The sequence below is a fragment of the Coleofasciculus sp. H7-2 genome, from assembly GCF_042747725.1.
GTDB lineage: Bacteria > Cyanobacteriota > Cyanobacteriia > Cyanobacteriales > FACHB-T130 > FACHB-T130.
Window position 1 is genome coordinate 119,635 of record NZ_JBHZGO010000090.1, and the last position, 6,552, is coordinate 126,186.

General features: G+C 52.7%; 3 protein-coding genes. All 3 read left to right on the plus strand.

The genetic code is table 11. From position 1 onward, the window contains the following. Window positions 1-47 precede the first annotated feature (47 nt). From ACFW2W_RS19050 to ACFW2W_RS19060, 3 genes are read left to right on the plus strand one after another with little or no spacing between them, the layout of a single operon-like run. Window positions 48-1,925 carry a DNA-directed RNA polymerase subunit gamma gene (locus ACFW2W_RS19050; protein ID WP_378181655.1) on the plus strand — a complete coding sequence of 626 codons (1,878 nt, stop codon included), beginning with the start codon at window positions 48-50 and terminating at the stop codon, window positions 1,923-1,925. Window positions 1,926-1,947: 22 nt separating this feature from the next. Beyond that, window positions 1,948-2,172, plus strand: a complete 225-nt coding sequence (locus ACFW2W_RS19055; protein ID WP_378181658.1) for a hypothetical protein — start codon at window positions 1,948-1,950, stop codon at window positions 2,170-2,172. Then, complete coding sequence (locus ACFW2W_RS19060) at window positions 2,135-6,214, plus strand: DNA-directed RNA polymerase subunit beta' (protein ID WP_378181661.1); 4,080 nt, start codon at window positions 2,135-2,137, stop codon at window positions 6,212-6,214. The genes ACFW2W_RS19055 and ACFW2W_RS19060 overlap by 38 nt, the downstream gene beginning before the upstream one ends. Window positions 6,215-6,552 lie beyond the last annotated feature (338 nt).

Here is a 6,552-nt window from a genome sequence, read left to right on the forward strand (position 1 = left end):
AATTTTTAATTTTTCATTTTTAATTTTTAATTGGAGCGCAGCGACAGATGAGACATCAGCTAGAACAGCGGTTTGACTACGTCAAGATTGCTCTGGCATCGCCAAAGCGAATTCAGGAGTGGGGGCAAAGAAACCTGCCCAATGGTCAAGTGGTGGGTGAGGTCACGAAACCCGAAACGATCAATTACCGGACGCTCAAACCAGAAATGGATGGCCTTTTCTGCGAACGCATTTTTGGTCCCGCAAAAGATTGGGAATGCCACTGCGGCAAGTACAAGCGGGTGCGCCACAGGGGTATCGTCTGCGAACGCTGCGGCGTAGAAGTGACAGAATCGCGGGTGCGTCGTCACCGCATGGGCTACATTAAGCTGGCGGCACCTGTGGCTCACGTCTGGTATCTCAAGGGCATTCCCAGCTATATGTCGATTCTGCTAGATATGCCCCTGCGGGATGTGGAGCAGATTGTCTATTTCAATGCCTATGTGGTACTCAGTCCCGGCAACGCGGAGAATCTCAGTTACAAACAGTTGCTGACGGAAGATCAGTGGCTGGAAATTGAGGAGCAGCTCTATAGCGAAGATTCTACCCTGCAAGGTGTAGAGGTGGGAATCGGTGCTGAGGCGCTGCAACGTCTCTTACAGGACATTAACTTGGAAGCAGAGGCTGAGTCCCAAAGAGAGGAAATTGCCAATGCTAAGGGTCAGAAGCGGGCGAAACTGATTAAGCGCCTGCGGGTGATTGACAACTTTATCGCGACTGGTTCTAAGCCAGAGTGGATGGTGCTGACGGTGATTCCGGTGATTCCGCCAGATTTGCGTCCAATGGTGCAGCTGGATGGCGGCAGATTTGCCACTTCTGACTTGAATGACTTGTATCGTCGGGTAATTAACCGCAATAACCGCTTAGCACGGCTCCAAGAAATCTTGGCACCAGAAATCATCGTCCGCAACGAGAAGCGGATGTTGCAAGAAGCGGTGGATGCGTTAATTGATAATGGTCGTCGGGGGCGGACGGTAGTAGGAGCCAATAATCGACCGCTGAAATCTCTGTCGGACATTATTGAAGGTAAGCAGGGACGTTTCCGGCAAAACCTGTTGGGTAAACGAGTAGATTACTCCGGACGTTCTGTAATTGTGGTGGGACCGAAGCTAAAAATCCACCAATGCGGCTTGCCACGAGAAATGGCAATTGAGTTATTCCAACCGTTTGTGATTCACCGGCTGATTCGCGGCGGACTGGTCAATAATATCAAGGCAGCCAAGAAGCTGATTCAGCGAGGGGATGCCTCTGTGTGGGACGTGCTAGAGGAAGTAATTGCCGGTCACCCGGTGATGCTGAACCGGGCACCAACGCTGCACCGTTTAGGGATTCAAGCGTTTGAGCCAATTCTGGTAGAAGGTCGAGCCATTCAGCTGCACCCGCTGGTATGTCCGGCTTTCAACGCCGACTTCGACGGCGACCAGATGGCGGTTCACGTACCGCTTTCTTTGGAGGCTCAGGCAGAAGCGCGGTTACTGATGCTGGCTTCTAATAACATCCTCTCGCCAGCGACGGGACGACCGATTGTAACGCCTAGCCAAGACATGGTATTGGGCTGCTATTACCTAACGGCAGAAAACCCAGCAGCGACCAAGGGAGCTGGAGGTTATTTCGGCAGCTTGGATGATGCGCTCTTAGCCTATGAGCAGTCTGCGGTAGATTTACACGCCTACATCTGGGTGCGCTTTGAGGGGATGGTAGAGAATGATAAACCGGATGCGGAGCCGGAAAAGGTGGAAACCCTAGCTGATGGCACCGTGTGGAAAACCTACAACTTCCGCCGAGTGCGGGAAGACAAGGGAGGAAATGTCTTGACTCAATACATTCGGACGACGCCCGGTCGAATTATCTACAATAAGACGATTCAAGAGGCATTGGCAGTATAAATCAGTGCTGAGGACGGAGTGATTGAGGACTGGGCAAAGAGTTTTAACTTTCCTACTCACTCACGTCCTCATTCCTGTGTTCTGTGTTCGCTCAGTCCGCGAGTTGAATGCCGCTACGCTAACACTCCTCATCGCTCAGTCCTCTTTAAATACTCAGTCGCGAGTAGAGCGCCGCTACGCTAACAGTCCTTATACCTCAGTCTTAACTTATGGCAGAGCAACCAGAAATCAAACATATTTTTCATAATCGGATGGTGGACAAAGGGCAACTGAAGAAACTGGTTGCCTGGGCATTTACCCATTACGGTAGTGCCCGCACCTCCCAAATGGCAGACCGCCTGAAAGATTTGGGCTTCCACTACGCCACTAAAGCAGGTGTCTCAATTAGTGTGGATGACTTGCAGGTGCCGGATTCTAAGCGGCAGTTGCTGGAAGCCGCAGAAATTGAAATTCGCGCTACAGAAGCACGCTACACGCGGGGGGAAATCACCGAGGTAGAGCGCTTTCAAAAGGTTATCGACACTTGGAATAGCACCAGTGAAGCGCTCAAGGATGAGGTGGTTCGCAACTTTAGACAAAAAGATCCCCTGAATTCGGTCTATATGATGGCGTTTTCTGGGGCGCGGGGAAATATTTCTCAGGTGCGTCAGTTGGTGGGGATGCGTGGATTGATGGCAAATCCCCAGGGAGAGATTATTGGTCTGCCGATTAAGACGAATTTCCGGGAAGGGTTGACCGTCACGGAATATATCATCTCGTCTTATGGGGCGCGGAAGGGATTAGTAGATACTGCTCTACGTACGGCAGATTCCGGCTATCTTACCCGCCGCCTGGTGGATGTGTCTCAGGATGTGATTGTTCGGGAAGTGGACTGCGGCACCCAGCGAGGGATTCGCTTACGCAGCATGACTTCGGACGATCGCGTGCTGATTCCTTTGTCAGATCGCCTGCTGGGCCGCGTTTTAGTAGAAGATGCGGTTCATCCTACCACGGGTGAAGTGGTAATGCCGTGCAATCAGCCGATGTCAGAAGAAATGGGGCTGAAAATTGTTAAGGCTGGGGTAGAAGAAGTTTTTGTGCGATCGCCCTTGACCTGCGAAGCCGCCCGTTCCGTGTGTCAATATTGTTACGGCTGGAGCCTCGCCCACGGACATCTCGTGGATCTGGGGGAAGCGGTGGGCATTATTGCTGCTCAATCGATTGGGGAACCGGGCACCCAGCTCACCATGCGGACGTTCCACACTGGCGGCGTCTTCACTGGCGAAGTAGCGCGACAAGTCCGTGCGCCGATGACCGCCAAAGTGCGCTTCAGCCGAGGGATGCGGACGCGGGGGATGCGGACGCGACACGGGGAAGATGCCCTGCTGGTGGAATCGACAAATGCGGAATTGATTCTCGATCCGGTAGACAGCACTCAGCAGCAAATCTCGATTCCGCTTACTCAAAATTCCACCCTGTACTGTGTCAATGGCGGTACGGTAACGGCAGAACAGCTATTGGGTGAAGTCGCGATCGTTTCTCCCACTCGCGCCCATACAGAAAAAGCCGCTAAAGACGTTCCCACTGACCTGGCAGGCGAAGTGAAGTTTGAAGGTCTGCTTCCAGAAGAAAAAACCGACCGCCAAGGGAACACCACCCGAATTGCGGCGCGGGGTGGCTTACTGTGGATTTTGTCTGGAGAAGTTTACAACCTACCTCCAGGTGCTGAAGCCGTCGTGCAGAACGGTAAAGTGGTGAATCGCCACGACGTACTCGCAGAAACCAAGTTGGTGAGCGAACATGGTGGCGTCGTCCGGCTAAAAGCTGATGACGCTGGTTCGCGGGGACGAGAAATCGAAATTATCACCGCTAGCGTGCTGCTAGACCAGGCACGGGTGCGAATGGAAGCCACTCAAGGTCGCGACCACTATGTAATTTATACCGGCGACAATCAGCGCTTTTCCCTGAAGGCCACACCAGGGACAAAAGTGCAAAACCACCAGGTAGTAGCCGACTTAATTGACGATCGCTATCGCACCCAGACCGGGGGAATTATTAAATACGCCGGTGTGGAAGTTGCCAAAAAAGCCAAGGCAAAACAAGGATACGAAGTCATCAAAGGCGGCACCTTGCTGTGGATTCCAGAAGAATCCCATGAAGTGAACAAGGATATCTCCCTCCTGCAAGTGGAAGACGGTCAATACGTAGAAGCCATGACAGAGGTCGTCAAAGATATCTTCTGTCAAACGGCTGGGATAGTGGAAGTAACCCAGAAAAACGATATCCTGCGGGAAATCGTAATTAAGCCCGGTGAACTGCATTTGGTCGATGACCCAGAAGCAGTGATGGGAACAGATGGGTCGCTGTTCTATCCGGGACAGGAAGTTATGCCAGGGCTAACGGTTAGCGAGTTGCGCTATACCGAATTTGTGGAAACCCCTGAAGGTCCTGCATTGTTGCTGCGTCCGGTGACTGAGTTTCACGTTCCGGATGAGCCGAGCGTACCGTCTCAAGCTTCTATTTCTGGCAGGGGACGTTACAAGATTGAGCTGCGGGCAGTGCAGCGGCTTCCTTATAAAGATGGGGAGCGGGTAAAGTCCATCGAAGGGCTGGAACTGCTGCGGACGCAATTGGTGCTGGAAATTGGCTATGGAACCGAGGGCGAAAGCAGTTCCGAGAGCATCGGTGCTTTGGAGCTACTGGCGGCGGATATTGAGTTGCTGCCAATTGAAGGGAAGGAAGTTGAGGCAAAAGGCAAGGGCGAACAAGAAAGCTCCGAGCTTTCAGCCGTTAGTTCGGAACTTTCGCCTCGGACTTCAGAGATGCGGTTACAGCTCTTGGTTTCCGAATCTCTGGTGATTCGTCGCGATACGGCGGCAGATCCGCTTTCTGGCAGTACGCATACGCGGATTATGGTGACAGACTCTCAGCAGATCGAGCCGGGAGCCGTTGTGGCTCGCACGGAAATTCAGTGCAAGGATGCCGGAGAAGTCCGGGGGATTCGCGCTGGAGAAGCCTCGATTCGCCGGGTGCTGCTGGTTCGGGATACCGACCGGATGAGTGTTGACACGAAAGGCGCTAAACCCACCGTAAAAGTGGGAGCGCTCGTAGTAGCAGGGACTGAAATCGCCTCCGGCGTACTTGCTCCAGCGTCGGGTCAAATTTCCGCCATCTTAGAGGATTCGATCCAGTTGCGTCTGGCGCGTCCTTATCGCGTGTCTTCCGGAGCCGTCCTGCATATCGATGATGGAGACTTGGTGCAGCGGGGTGACAACCTAGTGCTGCTAGTCTTTGAGCGGGCGAAAACTGGGGATATCATCCAAGGTTTGCCGCGTATTGAAGAACTGCTGGAGGCGCGGAAGCCAAAAGAAGCGTGTATTTTGACGCGGCGTGCGGGAACTGCTCAGGTCGTTTACGGAGATCAGCAGGACGCAGAGGAGATTAAAGTCATCGAGTCAGACGGCGTCGTGGCTGACTATCCCCTTGGCCCCGGACAGAACGTCATTGTCGGAGATGACATGGTTGTGGAGACTGCGGAGGCGCTAACCGATGGTCCTGCCAACCCCCATGAGATTCTAGAGATTTTCTTTGAGCATTACCGGGAAACGATGGGAGTCTACGAAGCGGCGCTTATGGCGTTGCAGAAGGTTCAGACTTTCCTGGTGAATGAAGTGCAATCGGTGTATCAATCTCAGGGGATTGATATTTCTGATAAGCATATTGAGGTGATTGTGCGCCAGATGACCTCGAAAGTGCGGGTGGATGATGGCGGCGATACCACGATGCTGCCTGGAGAGTTGGTGGAACTGCGGCAGATTGAGCAAGTGAATGAAGCGATGGCAATTACTGGCGGGGCACCGGCGCAATATACGCCGATGTTGCTGGGGATTACCAAGGCATCGCTGAATACAGATAGCTTTATTTCTGCGGCATCCTTCCAGGAAACGACGCGGGTTCTCACAGAAGCGGCAATTGAAGGCAAATCTGACTGGCTGCGCGGTCTGAAGGAGAATGTGATCATTGGGCGACTGATTCCGGCAGGAACCGGGTTCAATGCCTATGAGGACAGCATCAGCTCAGATGTTGATATATCGGTATCTGGCTTCGGTACCGGACTGGATGTTGAGGAGGACGCGCTGGACGTGGTGCTGGATGACCGAACGGCTCGTGCTTACAGCCCAGGACTCGGATTTGAAGAGCGGCCTACTTATGGAATGGGTGGTAGCGCTATCTCTCCAGTTCTCGATGATGACGACGACCTCGTTGAGGATGTTGAGGATGACGACGACTTTGAGGATGACGAGGATTAAAGAGTAATGAGTACCGAGGACTGTAGGCGCTTCGCCTTCCCGAAGGGTGGAGAGAGGAGAAAGAGGAAGTAAAAAGTAGTAAACGCGGTGTGCAACTTTCTGTATTTCTCCCCCCTTAAAAAGGGGCTAAGAAAAAGTTGCACGTGGCGTTAGTAAGTAATAGAGAAGAGAATTTTCTCTCTCTTTTCTATTACTTTTGACTTCTAACTCACTCAGTCCTCAGTCCTCAGTCCTCAGTCCTCAGTCCTCAGTCCTCAGTCCTCAGTCCTCAGTCCTCAGTCCTCAGTCCTCAGTCCTCAGTCCTCAGTCCTCAGTCCTCAGTCCTCAGTCCTCAGTCC